This is a genomic window from Paraburkholderia sp. Ac-20340 (assembly GCF_017104965.1).
GTDB lineage: Bacteria > Pseudomonadota > Gammaproteobacteria > Burkholderiales > Burkholderiaceae > Paraburkholderia.
In genome coordinates, this window is sequence record NZ_JAAGPR010000006.1 from 163381 (window position 1) to 185288 (window position 21908).

The window sequence follows — 21908 nt, forward strand, 5'->3', positions numbered from 1 at the left end:
CCGATGCTCGACACGCTGCTTTCGCAGGCCGACAACCTTGTTTCGTGGCTGCAAACCCTCGTCTACGTGGACGTGGTGCAGCCGATCTTCTACAAGGTCGGCCTGATGGGCTATGACGAGGACACTTACGATGCGCTCTACTGGGTGATCGTGGGCGTGCTCGAAGTGCTGCTGACTTATGTGCTGCTGCGTCCGCTCGAAGCGCTGCGTCCGCTCGAAGCGTGGAGCGACCGCAAGGCGCTGCACGCGGACGTCTGGTACACGTGGATAGCCAAGCTTGGCATTCTGAATATCGCGTTCTTCTTCGTGCTCACGCCGCTGTTCAATCACTGGCAGAGCCTGATGGCGATCCACAATATTCCGAATATCGACGTGGACAGTCTGTGGCCCGGCGTGACGGATCGCCCTTATGTGTCGTTCGTGGTCTATCTGGTCGCGCTCGATTTCGCGGGCTACTGGTATCACCGCTGGCAGCATCGCTTCGGCGTCTGGTGGGAACTGCATGCGGTGCATCACAGCCAGCAGCAGATGTCGCTGTGGTGCGACGATCGCAATCATTTCGTCGACGATATCGTGCAGGCCGCGTTTTTCGCGGGCATTTCGCTGTTTATCGGCGTGCCGCCCGCGCAGTTCGTGGTGCTGATCGCCGTGAGCAACTTCCTGCAGGCGGTGCAGCACGTGAATGCACGGCTCGATTACGGCCGCGTGCTGGAGCGCATTCTCGTGAGCCCGGCGTTCCATCGCCGTCATCACGCGATTGGCTACGGTCACGAAGGGACGCGCTACGGCTGCAACTTCGGCGTGCTGTTTTCGTTCTGGGACGTGATGTTCCGCACGGCCTCGTGGAACAAGGCGCTGGAACCGACCGGCATCCGCGATCAACTGCCCGCGCCGGATGGCCGGGGCGTGAACTACGGCGAGGGCCTGATCGCCCAGCAGTGGCTCGCGATGGTGCGTATCGTGCGCCGGCTGGCGGGCAAGGGCTATCCGCTCGGTGGATCGGCGAACTGAGCGTAGCGCGGTATCGCTGATGGTTTGAAAACGAGGCGGCTTTGGCCGCCTCGTTGCGTTTACGTCGCCGGTTTTTCGCTACTTCGGCCGATTCGAGACGCGGCAGCGGATGCGATAATCGTCGTTTGTCCCCCACGAACAACGCAGCGCTTAGGCAGCCGGGCGCGCCTGAGGAGAATATCTTGAGCCGTATCGACAATCCGCAGCACGACCAGGAAGTCGGCGTCGCCGACGCGACCCAGGACAACACCCGCATCGACGACGTGCGCATCGGCGCGGTGCGTCCGCTCATTTCGCCGGCGCTGCTGCTCGACGAACTGCCGGTGCCGCAAGCCACGCAGACGCTGGTGGAAACCAGCCGCGCGCAGATCGCCGAAGTGCTCGCGCAACGCGACGACCGCCTCGTGATCGTGGTCGGCCCGTGCTCGATCCACGACCACGATCAGGCGATCGAATACGCGAAGCTGCTCAAGGCGAAGGCCGATGCGCTCAAGGACGATCTGCTGATCGTCATGCGCGTGTACTTCGAAAAGCCGCGCACGACGGTGGGCTGGAAAGGCTATATCAACGATCCGCGTCTGGACGGCAGCTTCCGCATCAACGAAGGCCTGCGCGCCGCGCGCCAGTTGCTGCTGGAAATCGACGCGCTCGGTCTGCCCACGGGCACTGAATTCCTCGATCTGCTGAGCCCGCAATACATCGCCGATCTGGTGTCGTGGGGCGCGATTGGCGCGCGCACGACCGAAAGCCAGAGCCATCGGCAACTGGCTTCGGGCCTGTCGTGCCCGATCGGCTTCAAGAACGGCACGGACGGCGGCGTGCAGGTGGCAGCGGACGCCATCGTCGCGGCGGGCGCGAGCCACGCATTCATGGGCATGACCAAGATGGGCATGGCCGCGATCTTCGAAACGCGCGGCAATAACGACTGCCACGTGATCCTGCGTGGCGGCAAGAGCGGGCCGAACTACGACGCGGCTTCGGTGGCGGCGTGCTGCGCGGCGCTTGCCAAGGCGGGGTTGCGCGAAGAAGTCATGATCGACTGTTCGCATGCGAATTCGAACAAGGCGCATCAACGTCAGATCGACGTGGCGCGCGATATCGGCGAGCAACTGGCGGGCGGCGAGAAGCGCATCGTCGGCGTGATGATCGAAAGCCACCTGGACGAAGGGCGCCAGGATCTGCAACCGGGCGTGCCGCTCAAGCGCGGCGTGTCGATTACCGATGCCTGCATCAGCTGGGCACAGACGGAGCCGGTGCTCGACGGTCTGGCCGCAGCGGTGCGCGCGCGGCGCAAGACACTAGCGGGCTGAAATGACGGCGGCGTGTCTTAAATAACTTTTTGCGCATAAAACTACGCGCGGCGGACTGGGCAGTCCGCCGCGCGTTTTGACTTCTGGGCGTAGTCGATGCGCTTTTGCCGTGCGCTTACGATTCGGCCGTCCGCACCGCCGCGCCTTGCTGCGGCATGGCGAGGCCGTTCGGCGCGGCGGGTTCGTCACCCGCGCCGCGAACCTGCGACACCCATGCCACGGCCACGATCGTGAACAGCGCGGCCAGCCAGCCGTTGTGGCCGAAGCCCACCAGCGTGCCGTTCGCGCCATTGGCGAGCAGCAAGCCGCCCACCCACGCGCCGATACTCATGCCGAGCGCCTGCACCGCGTTGTTCGCGCTCAGGAACGCGCCGCGCCGCGCGGGTTCGGGGATCGTCGTGATGAGCGCCTGCATCGGCACCATGCGGCCCGAGAGCGCGATCATGAACACCGCGAAGAATGCCACCAGCGCGACGAACGGCAGCGTCGGCAGATGCGTGACGAACAGCACCGGCACGATCGACAGCAGCGCCATCACGCGGAAAATGCGGCGTTTGCCGTAGCGATCCGCGAGACGGCCAACCGCGCGCGAGGTCACGAACGTCGACGCACCGCCCGCCATGTACAGCCACGACAGCTTCTCGGGCGCGACGCCGTGATTGGCGACCAGCATCGGCGCAATGAACGGAATCACGAGCATGTGTGCGGTCATCATCGTGAAGGTGAGCGTGAACGCCTTCAGGTGACGCGGCAGCGTGAGCAACTGCCACAGTCGCGGCAGGATCTCGCTGATGGGCGTTTCGCGGTCGACGTGTTCGGTGAGCGACGGCACCACGCGCGAGCCCGCGATCCAGATCACGGCGGAAAGCACCACCAGCAGCAGGAACGGCGCGCTCCAGCCGAAATGCGCGCCCAGCAGGATGCCGGCAGGCACGCCCGCGATGGCGGCGATCGAGAACGCCGTCATGATCACGCCGGTGGCGGCGCCGCGCCGTGCGATGGGGATCACGTCGCTGACGATGGCCATCACGATCGAGCCGAGAATGCCGCCGGTCAGACCGGCGAAAGCGCGCGCGGCCAGCAGCAGATGGAAGTTCGACGCGAGCGCGCAGGCGAGATTCGACAGCGCGAACAGCGCGTACGTCACCTGGAGCAGGCGCCGACGATCGAACCGGTCGATATAGGTGGCCGCGAACAGGCCGGACAGCCCGGAGAACAGCGAATACGCCGAGACCGCCGTGGCGAAGGCCGCCGGCGTAATCGCGAACGCGTGCATGATCTGCGGGCCGAGCGGCATCATCACCATGAAATCCATGATGACGGTGAACTGCGTGAGCGCCAGCAGCCAGAGCAGCGTGCGTTCGCGCAGCGGATTGAGAGTCAGGGTCATCTAGGGTGACTCGCGAGGCGAGTCCCTGTGTCATGCGCGCGCGGCACGCCGGTAAGCGTTGCCGGGCGCGCGGGTTTCATCAATCGTCGATGGTTTCGTGCGCCGCCTGCGCGCCACGACGCCAGTACGCCGACGCGCGGATGCGCTTCTTGTCGACGCCGCGCTCAACGCACAGATAGGTGCGCACGGCGCGGATCGCCGAGGCTTCGCCTGCGGCCCAGACATAGCCTTCGCCGGGCGGCAGCCAGACTTCGCCGAGCGCATCGACGAGCGGTTGTTCCGATTCCAGTTCTTCGCGATACACCCAGGTGGCGTAGAGGTCGGCTTCGGTCGGCAGCGGAATGCGTGCCGTGCGGTTCGCCACTTCCACGACCACGGCGACGCGCGTGCCGGCGGGCAGCTCGGTCAGGCGGCGCTGGATGGCGGGCAGCGCGGTTTCGTCGCCGACCAGCAGATGCCAGTCGAAGCCCGTGGGGATCACCATCGAACCGCGCGGGCCGCCCACGCCCAGATACTGGCCCGGCTGCGCCTGCGCGGCCCATGCCGTGGCGGGACCGGCTTCGTGCAGCGCGAATTCCAGATCGAGTTCGTTGGCTTGTGCATCGAAACGGCGCGGCGTGTAGTCACGCGCGGCGGGACGCTCGACGCCTTCGGGGAAGACGATGCCGTCCGGGCCGGCGCTCGGCACCACGGGCTTTTCTGCGCCCGGCGCCGGGAAAAACACCTTCACGTGATCGTCGAACGAGGCCGAAGTGAAATCGCTCAGATCGCCGGTCAGCGTGACGCGCACGAGCGCGGTGGAGAGCGTTTCGACGCGCGCGACGCGCAGCAGACGAAACTTCAGCGGATGACGCACGCGGACAACTTCGAGATTGGCTTGATTCTGCATCTATGACTCCGATAAATAGGCGGCTGACGATCGACGTGAGGGCGGGTTGCGGGCTTACGCGCCGGAACTTGCGCCGTCTTCCGTCTTGACGTTTTCGCCGCCTTTTTCAATTTCCTGGGTGGCGCGCACGAGGATCGCCGCGATACGGCGTTGTTCCTCGGGCGACGCGTCGGTGCGGCGTAGCAGCTCGCGCTTGAGCGCGCGGCGCGCCTCGATCAGCTCGCGGACCCAGCTGCTGCCATCGGCCGGATCTTCGCCCGCGAAGGCGCGGCGCATCAGATCCATCTTGCGGCCGAAATGCGTGAGCTTGGCGAGAATCAGGTCGGCGCGTTCGCGGTTGTCGGCCAGATACGTGCGGCCTTCGTCGGACAGCTCGTAGCGCTTGCGATTGCCTTCGAGCGTCACGCTCACGTAGCCGAGTTCTTCCAGATACGTGAGGGCCGGATAGACCATGCCCGGGCTCGGGCTGTAGAAGCCGTTCGAGCGCGAATCGAGCGCCTTGATCAGCTCGTAGCCGTGGCTCGGCCGCTCCGCGAGCAGCGCGAGCAGCATCAGTTGCAGGTCTTCCGAGGTGAACTTGCGGCCACGGCCGAAACCGTCGCCATCGCCAAAGCCGCCCGGGCCGCCGAAACCGCCAAAGCCGTCGCCGAAACGATCGCCGAAGTCGCCGGGACCGTGGCCGCCGCGGCGGCCCATGGCGTGGCGCAAGGCATGAAGGGCGTGATGCGGGTGGCGCATGGCGAAGCGCTTGCGGTCGAAATCGTGCTGGTCGGTGCGTTCGCCGCGCGCTGTAGGCTCGCCGCGCTCGCCTCGGGCTGCGCCTGCGAAGAAGTCGCGTGCGTCGCGATCGTGGTGGCCACGATGGCCGTGGTGGGCATGATGGCCGAAATGATGATGGTGGCGCATGAGGCCTCCTGTCATTGAGTGTCTTAAGATGTGTCTTAAGATATATATCTTAAGAGTGTTTGTCAAAGTTAATTTGTGGGGACGGAACAAGGGCGGGAGTTCGACGGTCTTGCGCCCAATCTGGATAGGGTGCGATCAATGGTTGGCAAGATCCGCCACTTGCAGCAAATAGACCGCGCGCGCCGTCACCCGGAACGTGACCTGCGATCACCGCTATTGATATGGATTGCAGAATAAAAAGCGTGAATTGCCCTGATCAGATATCGCGACACGCCTGCTAATTGTGAAGCTCGTGCATCCAGAGATTGACTCTTGCGAATGACGATTATCTTTAACTAATAGTTAATCGTAATTCAACTTTGACGCCGTGATTGACGACATTCAAGCCTATAGAATGCCGCTCGCATAAGTCACGCAAGTTCGCAGAACGCAATTCCTTCGCATCGCGCCGTGTGGCATCCGGCGCCGCATGCTTTCCCGGCATTGATCCTTCTGAAGACCGCACCGGCTGGCCTTGACGATAGACGTTCACGGCCCGCTTTCCGTTTTCATTTATCCCGCCGACCCTATGGCGGCTATCACCATGGCAGACGATATGAGCGCTCCCCGCATGGGACGAAGACCATTTCTGATCGCATCGATCGCATCATTGAGTGTTGCGGCGGTGGCGACGAAATGTGCAAAAGGCCTATGGACGCCGCAACGGACGCCGGCCGTCGATCTGACAAGCTACCAGCCGGTGTTTTTCGATAACACGCAATGGCAATTCATTCTTGCAGCATGCGACCGTCTGATTCCCGCCGACGACGAAGGCCCGGGAGCGCTCGAAACGAATGTGCCGGTATTTATCGATCGCCAGATGATCACGCCCTACGGAAAAGGCGACGACTGGTACATGAGCGGGCCATTCGATAGCAAGGCCAGTTATCTGTTCGGGTATCAGATGCCGTTCCCGCTTCAGGTGCTGTATCAGAAGGGTATTGATTTGACGAATCAATACACACAAAAACAGTTCCACGCGAACTTTCACGAACTCTCTGCAGATCTGCAGGACCGGGTTCTTCACGATCTCGACCAGAACCACATCGACTTTTCCGCCTTCGGCGAAAAAGATCTTCCGGCTGGCTACTTTTTCTTCCGTCTACTCGACAACGCCAAAGAAGGGTATCTGGCCGATCCGATGTACGGCGGCAATAAGGGCATGGCGTCGTGGCTGATGATCGACTTTCCTGGTGCCCGCGCCAGCTTTACCGAATGGGTGACGATGCATAACGTCAAATATCCACTGAAGCCGGTTTCGCTTAGCGGCGAGCAAGCCTGAACAAGACGCAATCGAGCATGAATATCAAAAACGATCCGGTAGATGTAGTGGTAGTCGGTCTGGGTTGGGCGGGTGCGATCATGGGTATCGAACTGGCTCAGGCAGGTTTGAAGGTGCGGGCGCTGGAGCGGGGCGAAGACCGATTGAATGTCGACTACGCTTATCCGAAACCCGCGGACGAGCTGGCCTACACGCGGCGCCACAAGATCATGCAGAGTCCGCACGACGCGGCATTTACGGTGCGCCACAATCTCAATGGCACCGCGCTGCCGATGCGTGAACTGGGCGCATTTCGTCTTGGCGATGGCGTAGGCGGGTCGGGCCTGCACTGGACCGGGATGATTACGCGCCCAACACCTGTCGATCTCAAGCTCAAGACGTACGCGGATGCGCACTTCAAAGGCAAACTGGATGCCGATCTGCGCATTCGCGATTTTCCGTTGACGTGGGAAGAGATCGAACCGCATATGGACTTCTTCGACAAAGTCTGCGGTTCATCGGGCGAGACGGGAAACCTGAGAGGCGTCATTCAGAAAACGGGTGATCCGTTCGAAGGTGCACGCTCGAATCCATTTCCGAACAAGGCGCTTGAAGACAGTCTGAACAGCGCGATGTTTCGCCAGGCTGCCAGAGAGATGGGCTACCACCCTTATTCCATTCCATCGGCGGCTGTCTCTGTACCGTATACCAATCCTTATGGCCAGCAGATCGCACCGTGCAATTACTGCGGTTTCTGCCAGTTCTACGGTTGCGTGAACTATTCGAAAGCATCGCCGCAGACGGCGATCCTCGATCGACTCAAGCTCAACCCGAACTTCGACTACAAAACGCGGGCCAATGTGATCAGAGTCGATAAACATGCCGACGGCCAATCTGCAACCGGCGTGACCTATATCGACGAAGCCGGCAATGAAGTCTTTCAGCCGGCAAAGATTGTGATTCTGGCGACCTTCGGCTTGAACAATGTTCGGCTGCTGCTGAATTCGAAGATCGGCAAACCCTACGATCCGAATACCGAAGAGGGCGTGATTGGCCGGAATTACGCGCACCAGTACGGCGGCGGCTTTAATCTGTTCTTCGAAAAGCTGGAATTCAATTCATTCGCCACGGCGGGCCCAACCGGTACGGTTATCAGCAATTTTGGAACCGGTGTGATCGACACTGCCTCATTGGGATTCATTGGCGGCGCGAAAATCTATAGCTCGCAGCCCACCGGCACACCCATGGCGGCGGCGATCAAGAAGGGCACGCCGCGCTGGGGCGCCGGATGGAAGAAAGGCCTGAAGGAAAGCTACGGCCATTCCATGAGCATCAAGCTCGAAGGCAGCAATATGGCGACCCGTGGCAATTATCTGGATCTGGACCCGGTCTACAAGGATCGATTCGGCGTGCCTTTGCTGCGTGTGACATACGACTACGTGCAGAACGATCTGCGGATGTTGCAGTTCATGAAAGGGAAGATGGAAGAGATCGCAAAGCATCTCAACCCTGACGAATATTCGAACAACATCCTGCACATGGACAGCCATTTCGCCAGTTCGCCGAACTATGTGAATACCCATAACACGGGCGGCGCGATCATGGGCGACGATCCGCGAACGTCCGCGCTCAACCGCTATTTGCAGTGCTGGGATGCGCACAATGTATTCGTAATGGGCGCAAGTGCGTTTCCTCAGAATTTTTACGCCAATCCCACTGCAATGGTTGCCGCCCTGGCGTACTGGTCGGCTCAGGCTATCCGGCAGCAATACCTTAAAAATCCGGGGCCGCTGGTTCGCGTCTAAGGAAAGAATGTGAAAACAAGCAGGATTCGTTTTGTCTTGATCGCAGCGATGCTGATGCTGGGGGCTGCGCAGCAGGCATGGGCCGGTGTCGATGCGGACACGGCCATGATTGCGCGCGGGGAATATCTCGCACGTGCCGGCGACTGCATTGCGTGCCACACCGCCAGTGGCGGGAAGCCGTTTGCTGGCGGGCTTCGTATCAAAAGTCCGATGGGCGTGATGTATTCGACGAACATTACGCCCGATCCGGTGCACGGTATCGGTCGTTATACGGAACCCGAGTTCGCGAAAGCCGTCCGTCTGGGAATTCGCCGTGACGGCAAGAATCTTTATCCCGCGATGCCCTACCCGGACTATCGTGCGATTACCGATAGCGACGTGCAGGCGCTCTACGCCTATTTTATGAAGGGCGTTGCGCCGGTGGCGAAGACGCCTCCGGTCACGGCGCTGGCGTTTCCATTCAATCAGCGCTGGGGTATGGCGCTATGGAATTTCGCGTTTACTTCCGACAAACCCTTTGTGTTGAACAAGGCCGAATCGCTTGAAGTCAATCGCGGGCGATATCTCGTGCAAACGTTGGGACATTGCAGTAGCTGCCACACTCCGCGCGGAGTCGGCATGCAGGAACTGGCGCTTGACGATAGTTCGAGTTCCTTCCTTTCGGGAGGCGAGTTGAATGGCTGGGGCGTGCCGTCGCTGCGTGGCATGCCCAGTTGGTCAGTTGCCGATATCACGGCCTACCTTGAAACCGGCCGCAATGGGTTCGCGTCCGTTGGCGGAGAAATGACGGGTGTTGTCGATCACAGCACGCAGCATCTCAGCGCTGAAGATCTGCAGTCGATTGCCGTCTATTTGAAATCCTTGCCTGAAGAGAAAAAGGTCGCGCAAACTCATTCGAATAGCGATGCAGCGACGCAGAAAACGGTGCAGCAGCTGGTTCAGGGACAAAACCTGAGCGCAGGGCAGATGGTTTATCTGAACAATTGCGAAGCTTGCCACGCAACGAATGGCAAAGGTGCAGCGGGCATTTTCCCAAGTCTCAATGGCTCGGAAGTTGTGCAATCGAAGAATCCAACAGCGTTGATCAGCGTGATTCTGAAGGGTGCCCAGACTCCGTCGACGCAGAAAGCGCCTTCGGTGCTGGCGATGCCGGGTTTCGAGGGCCGCCTCAATGACGAGGAAATCGCACATCTGGCGACATTCCTCCGCAGCGGATGGGGCAATAATGCCGATGCGGTTTCGACCGGCGCTGTGTCAAAAGTCAGAAAGAGTCTGGCCGGGGCATCGAAGGGATAAGCACACCTATTGCCTTGCTCAGGCTTACTGAAGGGGAAATGAACAGGAAACGGGACCGGCATGTCGATGCCCGTCCCGTTTTGCTTTTAGCTCACGTGTTTCTTCAAGGCGCAAAACCAGCGAGCGCCTGGCTCGCACGTTCTGCAATCGGCGCATCGTTAGGCGGCGTTGCGGTGCTGACACCGACTGCGCCAATCACTTGACCGTCCACGACGATCGGCTCGCCGCCGTTCATCATCGTCAATCCTGCTGTAATGGCTGCGGGCCGCCCGCCATTGATCGCACTTTCCAGCTTTTTGGTGGGGGCTTTGAAGAGCGCCGCCGTACGTGCCTTAGCTGCTGCGATGTCCGACGACGCCGCGCCTACGCCGTCCATGCGTTCGAGCAGAATCAAATGGCCGCCTGCATCGACGACCGCTACTACGCCCGGCGTGCCACGCAGGGTGGCATCGCTCGTTGCTTCGTCGGCGATGACGTGCGCGGCCGCAAGTGTCAGCACGTGCGTGGTGGGCAATTCAATGGCCGTCGTCGATGCGGCAAATGCGCTATAGGAAGCAGCAGAAGCGCCAATGAGCACGACAGTGCGAAGAAGAGAGAGCATAGGGTACCTCGGAAGTGATTTCGGCCTGAAAGCAGACCTTGCTGAAAATTCAATGGCTATGCATGGGATTGCAAAGCAGAGGAGGGCGCAAATAAACGTTTGCGCGATGAGCGCCGAGATACTATCAAAATTGAATGGGCTGATGGAATATGAAATTAATTTCATTGTTCCTTTTGTTGATAAATATTATTCCACCATAGAGTGATGGTGGTTGTTGTTTCGTGAACGGAAATTCGATGAAAGCGCCTGTGTAAAGGGGTTTGGTGAATTTGTTGGCGAATATTCGTCAGTCCGGAATCTGAAGTTATCGGAGGATTGATGAATGCAAGTAAATCATGCTTTTACCTGTAATTAAAGATGAATGGCGGCTTGGATATAAAATTTCTGGCATCGAAGAAACCGGAAAAACCGCCAACCGGGCGCGAGTGGATAGCGCCTGTTTTCAACTTAAGAGGTAAGCCATGAATATTCTGGTGACCGGCGCAACTGCCGGATTTGGTTTGGCGATCGCGAAGGCGTTAGTCTCGGACGGACATACCGTGATCGGTACGGGGCGCCGTGCAGATCGGCTCGCTCAGATCGCTGCAGAGCTCGGCCCACGCTTTGTCGGTCGCGTGCTCGATGTCACGCAGCGCAGTGCAGTTGAGCGAGTATTCGCCGAAATCGGCAACGCAGTCGGCCCCATCGACGCGCTCGTGAACAATGCCGGTCTCGCGCTCGGATTGGATACGGCAGATAAAGCGTCGCTCGATGATTGGGATCTGATGATCGACACCAATATCAAGGGTCTTGTCTATTGCTCGCATGCCGTGCTGCCAGGCATGGTCGCCCGTAATCGTGGCTGGATTCTCAATCTCGGGTCGACTGCCGGCACATATCCCTATCCCGGCGGCAACGTCTACGGCGCAACGAAGGCCTTTGTGCATCAATTCAGCCTGAATCTGCGTTCCGATCTGGTGGGCAAGAACGTGCGCGTCTGCTCGATCGAACCCGGGCTGTGCGGCGGAACGGAATTCTCTACCACGCGCTTCAAGGGCGATAGCGAGCAGGCGAGCAAGGTCTACGAAGGTACGGAACCGCTCACCGCGAATGATCTCGCCAACACCGTGCGATGGCTGCTTTCGCTGCCTGAGCACGTGAATATCAACGCGATCGAAATGATGCCCACGTGCCAGGCGCCGGGACCGCTCGCGGTGAAGCGCCAGGCCTGAGATTCGAATCGGCCACATCCTTGTCGCGTGAGTCGATCAAGGATGTGTCTTCATTGTCAGATTTTTTCCTGAAGGACCATTGTCATGAGCAACGCAAAAAAATACGTCGTGATCGCCGAATTCAAGCTGCTCCCGGGTAAGCGCGAAACCTTTCTCGAAGCCGCGCGGGCCGATGCGCGCGATTCGATGGCCAATGAATCGGGCTGCCACACGTTTGATGTGCTTTTGACTGAAGGGGACGAGAATCTAGTCGTATTTCACGAAGTCTATTCGGATCGATCGGCGTACGACTGGCACAGGCAAACGCCGCATTTCGAGACCTTCAGAACAGCCGTTGCGGCGCTGCTGGATGGCGAACGCAAGGTTCGCTTCTTCGAGCGGCATTGAGAGCAAGCCGTTCGCGCTACACAACAAAAAGCGGCGCCGCATAAACACACGGCGCCGCTAGTGCAAAGCCCTGGGATTTCCCGCTCGAAACCCCAGGACATGCCTTAAAAGTCACTCACTTGATAAAGCTGAGTTCCTTGCTGATGCGATCGAGAATGGGTTTCTTCTTCTCGTTGAACACAGTCTTGTTCTGCTGGATCAGGTTATTGCCTTTGGTATCGATCGAGATGATCAACGGTCCGAATTCGCGCACGCGATTGATCCAGAGCGTTTCCGGCATGCCAAGATCCTGCCACTCCGCGCCCTCGATTTCTTCGACCAGCGTGGCCGCGAGCACCGCGCAACCGCCGGGAAAAATAGCGTGCACGGCCTTGTGCTCCTGGCAGCCCGCAGCCGTCTCGGGACCCATGCCGCCCTTGCCGACAATCAGTTTCACGCCGGTCTGTTCGATGAATTCGCGCTCGAACTTCTCCATGCGCATGCTGGTCGTCGGGCCGATGGAGACCATTTCGAAGCTGCCGTCGTCCTTCTTGCGCACGATCGGGCCAGCGTGAAAAATCGCGCCGCCTTCGAGATTGACGGGCAATTCGCGGCCTTGTTCGATGAGGCGGCGGTGCGCCACGTCGCGGCACGTGACGAGCCGGCCCGTGAGATACACAACGTCGCCAACCTTGAGATCCTCGAGATCTTCTGACTTGATGGGAGTCGTAAGGACCTTCTTCACAGCACCACCCCTTCGTGGGAAAGAATTTCGTAGGACAGATCGGCGTTGATGCGGATCTTGCCGCGGCGATGCGCCCAGCAACCCGTGTTGATGGCCACGCCGATCGTGGACGGATGACGCGCCGACGATTCGATATTCACGCCCATCACACTGTTGTTGCCCGTCAAACCTTGCGGGCCGATGCCGACTTCGTTGAGACCCTGTTCGAGCAGTTCTTCCATCAGCGCGGCGCGCGGATTGTCGCTCTTCGAATCGACCGGGCGCAGGATCGCGAGCTTGGAAAGGCGCGCAGCGGTTTCGACCGAAGTGGACACACCCACGCCGACGAGCAGCGGCGGGCAGGCGTTGACGCCGCGTTCGGTAATCACATCCATGACGAATTCGGCCACGCCTTCGTAGCCCTGGCCCGGCATCAGCACCTTGGCCGCGCCCGGCAGCGTGCAGCCGCCACCCGCCATATAGACATCGATCGTGCAGCTATCTTTCTCGGGCACGATGCGCCAGTCGAGCCAGGGAATCTGCGTGCCGGTATTGGTGCCGGTGTTCTTTTCGTCGAAGGTTTCGACGGCGTTATGACGCAGCGGCCCGAGCTTCGTCGCGCCTTCGGTGGCGCCGCGCAGGATTTCCTCGAGTTCGCCGAGTAGCGGGAAATGCGCGCCGGCTTCGACGAAATACTGAATCACGCCGGTGTCCTGGCAACTCGGACGATTGAGTTTGTCCGCGGCTTCCTGATTGCCGTGCATGGAGTCGTAGACCGACTTCGCCAGCGGGTTCGTCTCCATCGTGCGAAGTTCGGACAGCTTGGCCTTCACGTCTTTCGGCAAGCGCTTGCCGATATAGGCCGTGAATTTGGCCATCGTGTCGGTCAGGGACTGGATACTCGTTTCCTTGTCCACGATTTCTCCTGATACTGTGACTGTGGGGATAGGGAAGCAGATCGCTGACGCGCGGCGGGGCATGGCAAACAAGGGCCGATTCGATGCATCGGCCAGGCAAGGCGAGCCTTTTTTATAAGCTTTCGCGTGGGCCCGCCCTACATGTCTCCGTCCATGCGTTAGCACTGGATCTAACTGCACTTTACCCAAATCAGGGTGTTTAAAACCGGGTCGGAATTCAATCCATCTTTAACTTTGATTCATTGATCCTGGTGGGCTTGATTCGGTCTTTCCATGAGCGCGAGAATGGAGGGCGGATCGAAAGGAATAGTGCGGGGCCGCCTGCCAATGGCGTCGTACACGGCGCTCGCAATCGCGGGCGCAATCACTGCGCAGGTGGGTTCGCCGGCGCCTACGGGTGGCTGATCGGGACGGTCGAGTAACACCACGTCCACCTGTGAAGGCAACTCTGGAAACTTGAGCAGACGGTAAGTCAGCCAGTCCACGCTCGTGACCGCCGAGCGGGAGAAGTCCACCTGTTCGAAAAGCGTGCGGCTGATGGTCTGCACGACTTCGCCTTCGACCTGATTGCGCACGCCATCTGGATTCACGACGAGACCACAATCGTGCGCGACAGTGACCTTGCCGATCTGGATGACGCCTGTAGCGCGATTCAATTCGATGTCGACGACCGCGGCCACATACGCGTGATTGGGTTCGTACCGCACGCAGGCCATGCCGCGCCCGCGCACGATATCGGCGCTTTGACGCTGCGAAAACAAGGGGCGGCGTTGCCAGCCTGCACGCTGTTCGACGGCATGCAGAACCGCCTGGGCGCGCGGATCGGAGAAATGCCGCAGACGGAATTCGATCGGATCGGCGTTGGCCGCGACGGCGAGCTCATCCATGAATGACTCGTTCGCATACGTGTGCTGCACGCGGCCCGGTCCGCGCAACCACGACGGACGCAGCGGCGTGCGTTTGGTTCGATTGACGGCCACGCTCATATCGGGCACGTCATAGGGCGCGACGATATTGAATTCCATACCGCCGGCGTTGTTCGGCTCGTCCACCATCGTGGACGAGCGCATGAGTTCGGCGGCGAGTAGCGGTACGTCTGCGTTGCCCGAGACGCGATAGGGAACCCATGTTGTGTACTGCCACGCCTTGATGCGTCCTTGCGCGTCGAGCACGCCCGCGACATCGGAAACCACCGGCGCGCCTTTCGGGTCCCAGCCGTGTTCATCCTCGCGCATCCACTGCACACGCACGGGTTTGCCCACCGCGCGCGAAAGCAGCGCGGCTTCGGCGGTCGCATCTTCGTGGCCGTTGCGTCCGTAGCAGCCCGCGCCTTCGACATAGATGAGGCGCACATCGGCCTTGTCGAGTTTCATCATCGCCGCGATCTGGTCGCGCGTCATATGCGGGGCCTGCGTCGCCGACCAGACCGTCAGCTTGCCGGCGCGCCAGTCGCCGATCGCGCACGAAGGGCCGATCGAACCATGCGTCTGCATTGGCCAGCAATACGTTGCGCGTACAACCTTATCGGCGTGTTGTATTGCCGTTTCGGCGTCGCCGCGCTCGAGTAACTGGCCGCGGTCGTGAACCGGCAACGCACGCACGACGTCGAAAAGCCTCGCTTGTTCCGGCAAGCCCGACCACGTCGACCACCTGACGCGCAGGGCGCGCGCGCTGCGTATCGCTGACCATTCGTCAGTCGCGATCGCAGCGAGCAGATTGCCGATACGCACGGTGCGCAGAAAGCCTGGAACCTGCTTTGCGTATTGATCGTCCACATCGAGCAACTGCGCGCCATAGGCATCGGGATGGATGACGCGGGCATGCACCATGCCGTCCACATGCACATCCTGCATGAAAGAGAATTCCGCGAACACTTTCGCGCGCACGTCATCGCGTTTGATGGGTTGGCCCACCACCTTGTAATGCCTCGGCGATTTGAGCGGCGCTTTCGGATCGAGATCCAGCTCGACGGGTTGCTTTGCGAGCAACTCGTAAAACGCGACGCCCCGTGTATCCGACGCGCTTTTAAAGGCGCGTCCATTTTCGAGGCGCACGTCTTCGGGAGCGATCCTGAAGAAACGCGCGGCAGCCGTGCGAATAGCCGACGCGGCTGTCGCAGCCGCCTGGCGCAACTGGATTCCCGCGCCCTGGATCGACATGGAGCCGTTGGTTGGGCCCTGATCCACGGTCATGGCGGTATCGCCTTGTACGACACGTACACGCTCGATCGGGAACTCCATTTCTTCGACCACCATCTGCGCAAGTGCGGTGGTATTGCCCGTGCCAAGGTTGACTTTGCCCGTGTAGAGCGTGAGCACGCCGTCCTTTTCCAGCACGAGAAAAGCGTCGATTCGAGTGGGATCGATTGTCTTTGCGTGGGCGAGCGCCATTGCACTTTCGCCTGCAATTTCGACTGCTTTACTAATGCCGTTCTGCGCAGCGGCGAAACGCGAGAAAGAAAATCCAATGACGAGCGCTGCGCCTTGACGCAGAAACTGACGGCGCGAAAAGCTGGGCGATTCGATGGAGGTCATTCATTTGCCCCGCGCTTTAAGGATCGCGCGCACGATACGCATATGCGTTCCACAGCGGCAGAGATTGGAGGCCAGTGCCTCTTTGATCTGTGCTTCGTCGGGATTCGGATTGGCGTTCAGCAGCGAGCGCGCGGCAATCAGCATGCCGTTGATGCAGTAGCCGCACTGCACAGCCTGTTCGTCGATAAAGGCGGTCTGTAGCGGATCGGGATTAGCGGGCGTGCCCATGCCTTCAAGCGTCGTGATCTGGCTATTCGAAACAGAGCCGACTGGCATGACGCACGAGCGCCGCGCGCGACCGTCGACGAGTACGGAACACGCGCCACACTGGCCAAGTCCGCAACCGAAGCGCGGCCCTTTCAATGACAACTGATCGCGAAGTACATAAAGCAGTGGTGTATCGGGAGTGGCTTTCACGCGAACGGACTGACCGTTGACGTGCAGGACAAGGTCATCGGAAATCATGGCCGTCATTGAGGTGTTCCAGTTTGCTTGCGCAAAATATCGACTTCGTGCGCGGAGACCGCAGGTGCATGATTGCCCCAGCTATTGCGCGTGTAAGTGAGTACGTCCGCGATATCGGAATTGCTCAGCGCCGCGCGATGTGCGGGCATGGGATAGGGTGCGGGCTGGCCGTCGATAACGATATGCGGGGTGCCGTTCAGCGTGACGTTGATGAGTGAAAGCGGCTCCTGTTCCAGCACGTTCGGATTGCCAGCGAGTGGCGCAAGCCACGGTGCCGTACCGCGACCGTTTGCGAGGTGGCAGGCCACGCAGAAGTTGCCGTAGATTTGCGCGCCGTGCGCCATCGTTGAAGCATCCACTGAGCCTGTCGTGTTGTGTGAAGCCGTCGTGCTCATTGGCTTGAGCGATTTCAGATAGACGGCAATCGAATAACGGTCCTGATCGGATAGATATTGCGTGCTGTGATTGATTACCGACGTCATCGGGCCGAATGCGGCGGCATGCATGTTTGCACCGGTTTTCAGAAACGAAGCGATATCGCTTGCGCTCCACGCACCGATGCCTGTTGTGGCATTCGAAGTCAGATTGGACGCAAACCAGCCATCGAGCGCGGCGCCGGAGAGAAAGGCGTCGCCGTGCTGGTCGAGAGCGAGTTCCTGGAAAGCCGCGCCGCGCGGCGTATGGCACGCGCCGCAGTGGCCAACACCCTGAACCAGATAGGCGCCGCGATTCCATTCGACGCTGCGGTCGCTGCGCGGTGTAAATGGCTGAACGTCGAGAAAGAACGCATTCCAGATTTTCATCGGCCAACGCATCGTGAGCGGCCAGTGCATGGTGGGCGCGAGATTCGCGCGATGCGAAGGCGGGACGCCATGCAGGAAGTACGCATAGAGCGCGCTAACGTCCGCATCTGAAATCTTGCTATACGACGTATAAGGCATCGCGGGATACAGGTTATGGCCATCCTTCGCCACGCCTTCACGCAGCGCCCGCGCGAAATCCTGTTCCGTGTAACGACCGATGCCGTTTTGCGGATCGGGCGTGATATTGGTCGAGTAGATTGCGCCCATCGGCATACTCATTTTCAGTCCGCCCGAAAAAGGCGCTGCGCCCTTCACGGAATGGCATGCTGCGCAATCGGACGCCTGTGCCAGATAGCGGCCTCGATCGATTAAAGACTGCTCGGCGGATGGCGGGCTTGCGGAATTGTCAGCATGGGCGATTCCCAGGCTGCCGATGAAGGCGAGTATGGCGAACAGTATCTTTCTCAACGGCATTGCTATCTGATCCTTGGCGAAGCGTCGTCGCTTACTCAAATTAAGCATAGCAACTCTAGGTATCAATCGGCATCGCGTCAAGCCCCTTTACCTTGCTGGATAAGGTAAAGTGCATGCCATTGTTCACGCACTATCGTTGACCGGACCAGTGAAAGCAGACAAATCGCTCTCGAGTCATATCGACCTGACTATCCTCGCGGCCCTCGACAAACAGTCGATGCACGGCTATGCGCTGATTGCGCACCTGCGCGAGGTAAGCGACGGCCTGTTCGATTTCCCCGAGGGCACGATCTATCCGGTATTGCATGCGCTCGAGCAAAAAGGTTTTGTCGAAAGCGATTGGGAAATTGGCGAGTCGGGCCGAAAGCGGCGCAGTTACAGCATCACGGCTGCGGGCAAGACGGAGCTTGCCGGCAAGGCCGCGAGGTGGGCGCAGTTTTCGAAAGCAATCGACCGGTTTTTGCGCGCGGCCAAAGTGCCCAAAAAAGCATGAAGCATCCGGCGGTAGAGGCCTATCTGTTCGAGATCGGCGAAGCGTTGCAATTCGATCGTCAATATGCGCGCGATGTTTGCGATGAAGTTGCCGATCATCTGTACGAGAGCGTCGATGAACAGGCCAGGACGCAACGTGCGAGTCCTTCGCGTGCGGGCAGGGCGCAAGGCGAGCTTCGCGCCTTGTTCGAGCGCTTCGGTCACCCGCGCGTTCTGGCGGCCCAATTCGCTTCGACGTATGTATTCCGAAAGCTGCTTGCGCTGCTCGCCTGGGTATTCGCGCTAGGCGCCGCGTCATACATGCTCGGTCTGGTTGTGGGCCCGCTTTCCTGGGCGGGTTTCAGTCTTGCCGGTGGATGCGCGCTTGCCGTTTTGCCTGCCGTGTTGCGAGTGAGGCGTGAAGTGCATCCGCGCGCGCAAAGCTGGCCGAAGCTGTGCATGCCGATGCTGGCGTCCACGTCCGCGGTGCTGCTGCTCGGTGCGGCGCTTGTCGCGAGTGCTGTGTGGAAAGTCGAGCATTGCCAGTCGTCGATCTGCATCGCGCTCGATCTGGCCATTGCGCTTGCGTTGCTCTCGCGCTGGGCATTGCATCGCAAACAAACGGCCCGCATGTGCGCGCTTTGGCGTAGCGTTTCCTGATTCTTTTCACTGTGTTCGACAATGAGCGTGCTGCAAAGGGTGCTTCCCGTTGCAGCACGCTCCACGTTTTAAAGACTCCCTGATTGACCTGTCAGTGATCGTGGCTCACGCGTGGGGTGCCTGTCCCGGAGTTCGTCTTTTGTCGGCTGAGAACGAGCGTGACAATCGACGAGACAGCAAGCGTTGCCGCGACGACATAGAGGCCAGCGGCATAGCTGCCGGTTTCATTCTTGAGCCAGCCGATAACGGCCGGGCCGACGAAGCCGCCCAGATTGCCGAGCGAATTAATCATTGCAATACCTGCTGCTGCGCCGGCGCCGGACAGGAACACACTCGGCATGGCCCACAGCGGCGCTTTCGCAGCGCTAATGCCGATGTTCACAACGACCAGTGCGCTGATAATCAAAAGCGCGCTAGTTGCCTGACCCGCGAAGATAAAGCCGACACATGCAAGCGTGCAGGGAATGATGACGTGCCAGGTACGCTCGCCGGTGCGATCGGAATGCTTCGCCCAGAGAATCATGGCGAGAACCGCGACCAGACTCGGAATACCGTTCAGCAGGCCCGTCTGGAACGACGTGAATCCAAACTCGCGGATGATCAACGGCGCCCACAAGCCCAGCGTATAAAGTCCGGCGGACGTGCCAAAGTAAATCAATGAGAGCGCAAGCACGCGCGGATCTTTCAGCGCGCTGAGCGCTCCACTGGTATGGCCGCCATGAGAAACACGTGCAAGCGATTCTTCCCGCAGCTTGGCAATCAGCCAGTCGCGTTCTTCCGCGAGAAGCCACGTGGCTTTTGACGGGTTGTCAGTCAGATGGCGAAGCACCACGAATCCCAGTACGGCAGCGGGAACGGCTTCGATGATATAGAGCATTTGCCAGTCGGCGAGTCCGAATACCGAGGGCAATTGCATAATCGCACCGGAAAGAGGCGAGCCAATTGCGGTGGAGATCGGCGCGGCAGCCATGAACCATGCTGCGGCCACTGCACGCTGGCGCGTCGGGAACCACTGGCTCAAATAGAGAATGATGCCCGGGAAAAAGCCCGCCTCGGCGACGCCAAGCAGAAAGCGCAGCAAATAGAAGCTTTTCGGGCCCACGACGAAAGCCGAAATACCCGAAACAATGCCCCACGTAATCATGACCCGGGCGATCCAGATCCGCGCGCCCACTTTATGCAGGATCAGGTTTGACGGCACTTCGCAGAGGAAGTAGCCGATAAAGAAGAGGCCGCCACCCAACCCGAAGGCGGTCGGGGAAAGGCCGATATCCTTGTTCATCGTGATTGCGGCAAAGCCGACATTCACGCGATCAAGAAAGCTCACGAAATACAACAGCATGACGAACGGAATGATTCGCCACATGAGTTTCCTGGATACTCGTTGCTCGAGGTCTTGATCGGAAATCATAGTCTCCTCCAAAGAATTGCGCGCCGTGGTTCGTTGTCGAACTCTCTGTTGGCGCAGATTTGAAAACACACCCTGCGTGAATAAAGTCCTGGCGTTAAGCAACGCGCCTGTGCACACCGCCGGAGCGGCGACAGTGTGTTTTCATACGTATATGACCGTTCTTTCTGAAAATGTGAGGAATGCTTATATTCGTTCGATCGGGAGGCACAGTGCGGCCTCCTTCGATCGGGTGATTCTGTTAGCTCTGGCTGGGGCTGGCAGGATCGACCGGTTGCCCGGCTCAGGCTTTTACGGTTGCATGCTCGATCAGCGCGCAGACCGCTTCGGTAACTTGCCGGGTCGTGGCCGTGCCGCCAAGATCGCCGGTGTGCAATTCGGTGTTCGCCGTCACGGCTTCGATCGCTTCCATGACTTGTTGGGCGGCCGCGTGCTCGCCCAGATGTTCGAGCAGCATGACAACCGACCAGAACGTGCCGACGGGATTCGCCAGACCTTTGCCCATGATGTCGAACGCGGAACCATGGATCGGCTCGAACATGGACGGGTAGCGGTGTTCGGGGTCGATGTTGCCGGTCGGCGCGATACCCAGGCTGCCCGCAAGAGCGGCCGCAAGGTCGCTCAGAATGTCGGCGTGCAGGTTGGTTGCCACGATCGTGTCGAGCGATGCCGGGCGGTTGACCATGCGCGCCGTTGCGGCATCGACAAGTTCCTTGTCCCACGTGACATCGGGAAATTCCGCTGCAATCTGATGGGCAATTTCGTCCCACATCACCATGGCGTGACGCTGCGCGTTGCTCTTGGTGATGACCGTAAGCAGTTTGCGCGGACGCGACTGCGCGAGACGAAACGCGAAGCGCAGGATGCGCTCGACGCCTGCACGCGTGAGGATCGAGACATCGGTGGCGGCTTCGATCGGATGGCCCTGGTGAACACGGCCGCCCACGCCCGAGTATTCGCCTTCGGAGTTTTCGCGCACGATGACCCAGTTCAGGTCTTCGGGTTGGCAGCGTTTGAGCGGCGCGTCGATACCGGGCAGGATGCGCGTCGGGCGTACATTGGCGTACTGGTCGAAGCCCTGGCAGATCTTCAGGCGCAGGCCCCACAGCGTAATGTGATCGGGCACATCGGGGTCGCCGGCCGAGCCGAACAGAATGGCGTCCTTGTCGCGAATCTGGTCGAGCCCATCGGCGGGCATCATCGCGCCGTGCTCGCGATAGTAGTCGGCGCCCCAGTCGAAATCGTCGAACTCGAAGGCGAAAGACTCACTGTGTTTCGCGAGCGTTTCGAGTACCTGTTTGCCTGCCGGAACCACTTCCTTGCCGATTCCGTCGCCGGGAATTGTTGCAATGCGATACGTTTTCATG

General features: G+C 59.8%; 21 protein-coding genes. 10 read left to right on the top strand and 11 right to left on the bottom strand.

Annotated elements, in window-relative coordinates:
* The first annotated feature begins 3 nt into the window (after window positions 1-3).
* Together G3N59_RS09865 and G3N59_RS09870 are read left to right on the top strand one after the other, a co-directional pair.
* Window positions 4-1011, top strand: coding sequence for a sterol desaturase family protein (locus G3N59_RS09865; protein WP_205982401.1), 1008 nt, complete (start codon window positions 4-6; stop codon window positions 1009-1011).
* Window positions 1012-1193: 182 nt separating this feature from the next.
* Complete coding sequence (locus G3N59_RS09870) at window positions 1194-2321, top strand: 3-deoxy-7-phosphoheptulonate synthase (RefSeq protein ID WP_205982402.1); 1128 nt, start codon at window positions 1194-1196, stop codon at window positions 2319-2321.
* 115 nt (window positions 2322-2436) lie between these two features.
* Here the strand turns inward: G3N59_RS09870 and G3N59_RS09875 are convergent, their stop codons facing one another.
* From G3N59_RS09875 to G3N59_RS09885, 3 genes are all read right to left on the bottom strand, one after another.
* Window positions 2437-3711: an MFS transporter gene (locus G3N59_RS09875; RefSeq protein WP_205982403.1), complete on the bottom strand. Its 1275-nt coding sequence runs from the start codon at window positions 3709-3711 to the stop codon at window positions 2437-2439.
* A 79-nt stretch (window positions 3712-3790) separates the two neighbouring features.
* Window positions 3791-4600 (bottom strand): siderophore-interacting protein, encoded by an 810-nt coding sequence (locus tag G3N59_RS09880; protein WP_205982404.1) that lies wholly within the window; start codon window positions 4598-4600, stop codon window positions 3791-3793.
* Window positions 4601-4654: 54 nt separating this feature from the next.
* Window positions 4655-5338 carry a PadR family transcriptional regulator gene (locus G3N59_RS09885; RefSeq protein ID WP_241023356.1) on the bottom strand — a complete coding sequence of 228 codons (684 nt, stop codon included), beginning with the start codon at window positions 5336-5338 and terminating at the stop codon, window positions 4655-4657.
* Between G3N59_RS09885 and G3N59_RS36940 the strand changes: the two genes are divergently transcribed.
* The 4 genes from G3N59_RS36940 (at window position 5300) to G3N59_RS09900 (ending at window position 9907) form a co-directional block, all read left to right on the top strand.
* Entirely contained in the window at window positions 5300-5524 is a 225-nt protein-coding gene (locus tag G3N59_RS36940) for a hypothetical protein (protein WP_241023376.1), read from the top strand. The two genes, G3N59_RS09885 and G3N59_RS36940, sit on opposite strands and share 39 nt — an antisense overlap.
* A gap of 565 nt (window positions 5525-6089) precedes the next feature.
* Window positions 6090-6827: a gluconate 2-dehydrogenase subunit 3 family protein gene (locus G3N59_RS09890; protein ID WP_241023323.1), complete on the top strand. Its 738-nt coding sequence runs from the start codon at window positions 6090-6092 to the stop codon at window positions 6825-6827.
* A 17-nt stretch (window positions 6828-6844) separates the two neighbouring features.
* Entirely contained in the window at window positions 6845-8611 is a 1767-nt protein-coding gene (locus G3N59_RS09895; RefSeq protein WP_205982406.1) for a GMC family oxidoreductase, read from the top strand.
* 9 nt (window positions 8612-8620) lie between these two features.
* Complete coding sequence (locus G3N59_RS09900; RefSeq protein ID WP_346777869.1) at window positions 8621-9907, top strand: cytochrome c; 1287 nt, start codon at window positions 8621-8623, stop codon at window positions 9905-9907.
* 103 nt (window positions 9908-10010) lie between these two features.
* Here G3N59_RS09900 and G3N59_RS09905 read toward each other — a convergent pair whose 3' ends face one another.
* Complete coding sequence (locus G3N59_RS09905; RefSeq protein ID WP_241023324.1) at window positions 10011-10673, bottom strand: heme-binding protein; 663 nt, start codon at window positions 10671-10673, stop codon at window positions 10011-10013.
* 296 nt (window positions 10674-10969) lie between these two features.
* Between G3N59_RS09905 and G3N59_RS09910 the strand changes: the two genes are divergently transcribed.
* A complete protein-coding gene (locus G3N59_RS09910) occupies window positions 10970-11719 on the top strand; it encodes an SDR family NAD(P)-dependent oxidoreductase (protein WP_205982407.1) in 750 nt (249 codons plus the stop codon).
* 108 nt (window positions 11720-11827) lie between these two features.
* The gene (locus G3N59_RS09915) at window positions 11828-12106 is read left to right on the top strand and encodes a putative quinol monooxygenase (protein WP_205982408.1); all 279 of its coding nucleotides are present in this window, start codon (window positions 11828-11830) and stop codon (window positions 12104-12106) included.
* Window positions 12107-12221: 115 nt separating this feature from the next.
* On the opposite strand, the gene ttdB is transcribed toward G3N59_RS09915, so the two are convergent.
* The 5 genes from ttdB to G3N59_RS09940 form a co-directional block, all read right to left on the bottom strand.
* Window positions 12222-12830, bottom strand: coding sequence for a L(+)-tartrate dehydratase subunit beta (gene ttdB / locus G3N59_RS09920; RefSeq protein WP_205982409.1), 609 nt, complete (start codon window positions 12828-12830; stop codon window positions 12222-12224).
* Window positions 12827-13726 carry a L(+)-tartrate dehydratase subunit alpha gene (ttdA, locus tag G3N59_RS09925; RefSeq protein WP_205982410.1) on the bottom strand — a complete coding sequence of 300 codons (900 nt, stop codon included), beginning with the start codon at window positions 13724-13726 and terminating at the stop codon, window positions 12827-12829. Before ttdA ends, ttdB begins: the two co-directional genes overlap by 4 nt.
* 239 nt (window positions 13727-13965) lie before the next feature.
* Window positions 13966-16260 carry a molybdopterin cofactor-binding domain-containing protein gene (locus tag G3N59_RS09930; protein ID WP_205982411.1) on the bottom strand — a complete coding sequence of 765 codons (2295 nt, stop codon included), beginning with the start codon at window positions 16258-16260 and terminating at the stop codon, window positions 13966-13968.
* Window positions 16261-16725 (bottom strand): (2Fe-2S)-binding protein, encoded by a 465-nt coding sequence (locus tag G3N59_RS09935; RefSeq protein ID WP_241023358.1) that lies wholly within the window; start codon window positions 16723-16725, stop codon window positions 16261-16263.
* A gap of 5 nt (window positions 16726-16730) precedes the next feature.
* A complete protein-coding gene (locus G3N59_RS09940; protein WP_241023326.1) occupies window positions 16731-18050 on the bottom strand; it encodes a cytochrome c in 1320 nt (439 codons plus the stop codon).
* 61 nt (window positions 18051-18111) lie between these two features.
* On the opposite strand from G3N59_RS09940, the gene G3N59_RS09945 reads away from it, so the two are divergent.
* The gene (locus G3N59_RS09945; protein WP_205982414.1) at window positions 18112-18495 is read left to right on the top strand and encodes a PadR family transcriptional regulator; all 384 of its coding nucleotides are present in this window, start codon (window positions 18112-18114) and stop codon (window positions 18493-18495) included.
* The gene (locus tag G3N59_RS09950; RefSeq protein WP_205982415.1) at window positions 18492-19133 is read left to right on the top strand and encodes a hypothetical protein; all 642 of its coding nucleotides are present in this window, start codon (window positions 18492-18494) and stop codon (window positions 19131-19133) included. The genes G3N59_RS09945 and G3N59_RS09950 overlap by 4 nt, the downstream gene beginning before the upstream one ends.
* 91 nt (window positions 19134-19224) lie before the next feature.
* On the opposite strand, the gene G3N59_RS09955 is transcribed toward G3N59_RS09950, so the two are convergent.
* Both G3N59_RS09955 and G3N59_RS09960 read right to left on the bottom strand, forming a co-directional pair.
* Complete coding sequence (locus G3N59_RS09955) at window positions 19225-20544, bottom strand: MFS transporter (RefSeq protein ID WP_205982416.1); 1320 nt, start codon at window positions 20542-20544, stop codon at window positions 19225-19227.
* A gap of 280 nt (window positions 20545-20824) precedes the next feature.
* Window positions 20825-21907 carry a tartrate dehydrogenase gene (locus G3N59_RS09960; RefSeq protein WP_205982417.1) on the bottom strand — a complete coding sequence of 361 codons (1083 nt, stop codon included), beginning with the start codon at window positions 21905-21907 and terminating at the stop codon, window positions 20825-20827.
* Window position 21908 lies beyond the last annotated feature (1 nt).